This is a genomic window from Myxococcus sp. AB025B, assembly GCF_006518215.1.
Taxonomy (GTDB): Bacteria; Myxococcota; Myxococcia; order Myxococcales; family Myxococcaceae; genus Myxococcus; species Myxococcus fulvus.
This window is the reverse complement of sequence record NZ_SRLW01000707.1, coordinates 1-463: the sequence shown is the minus strand read 5'-3', so window position 1 is coordinate 463 and position 463 is coordinate 1. Positions and strand designations below refer to the sequence as shown.

Sequence of the window (463 nt, the reverse complement as noted above, 5' to 3'; positions counted from 1 at the left end):
CGCGCGCACCGTGCCGTCCTCGAGCACGGCCAGGGTGAAGTCGAAGCCCGCGGCGAGCGCGACCGCGCCCTTCAGCCCGGGGACCTGCTCGGGCGTGAGCCCCGGCTGCGTGTGCCCCCGGCCGAGCTGTCCGTGGAAGTTCGTCCCCCACGCCCACACCGTGCCGTCTTCACGCAGCGCCAGCGAGTGGAAGTCTCCGGCGGCCACCGCCACCACGCTGGCAAGGCCAGCCACCTGCATCGGCGTCGCGCGGTCGGTGGTGGTGCCGTCCCCGAGCTGCCCGGAGCTGTTGCTGCCCCATGTCCACACCGTGCCATCCGCGTCCAGCGCGAGCGAGTGGGCAGCTCCGGACACCACCGACACGATGGCCTCCAGCGCCGCCAGCCGCACCGGCGCCAGCCCCTGGAGGGACAGCGCCGCCCCGCCAAGCTGGCCGGCGCCATTGCCGCCCCAGGCCCACACG

Annotated in this window: 1 protein-coding gene; it reads right to left on the bottom strand. The window is 75.2% G+C overall.

Going from position 1 to position 463, the window contains the following annotated elements; genetic code table 11:
* On the bottom strand, window positions 1-463 hold a 463-nt coding region (locus FL311_RS43615), incomplete at both ends, for an RCC1 domain-containing protein (RefSeq protein ID WP_368668626.1).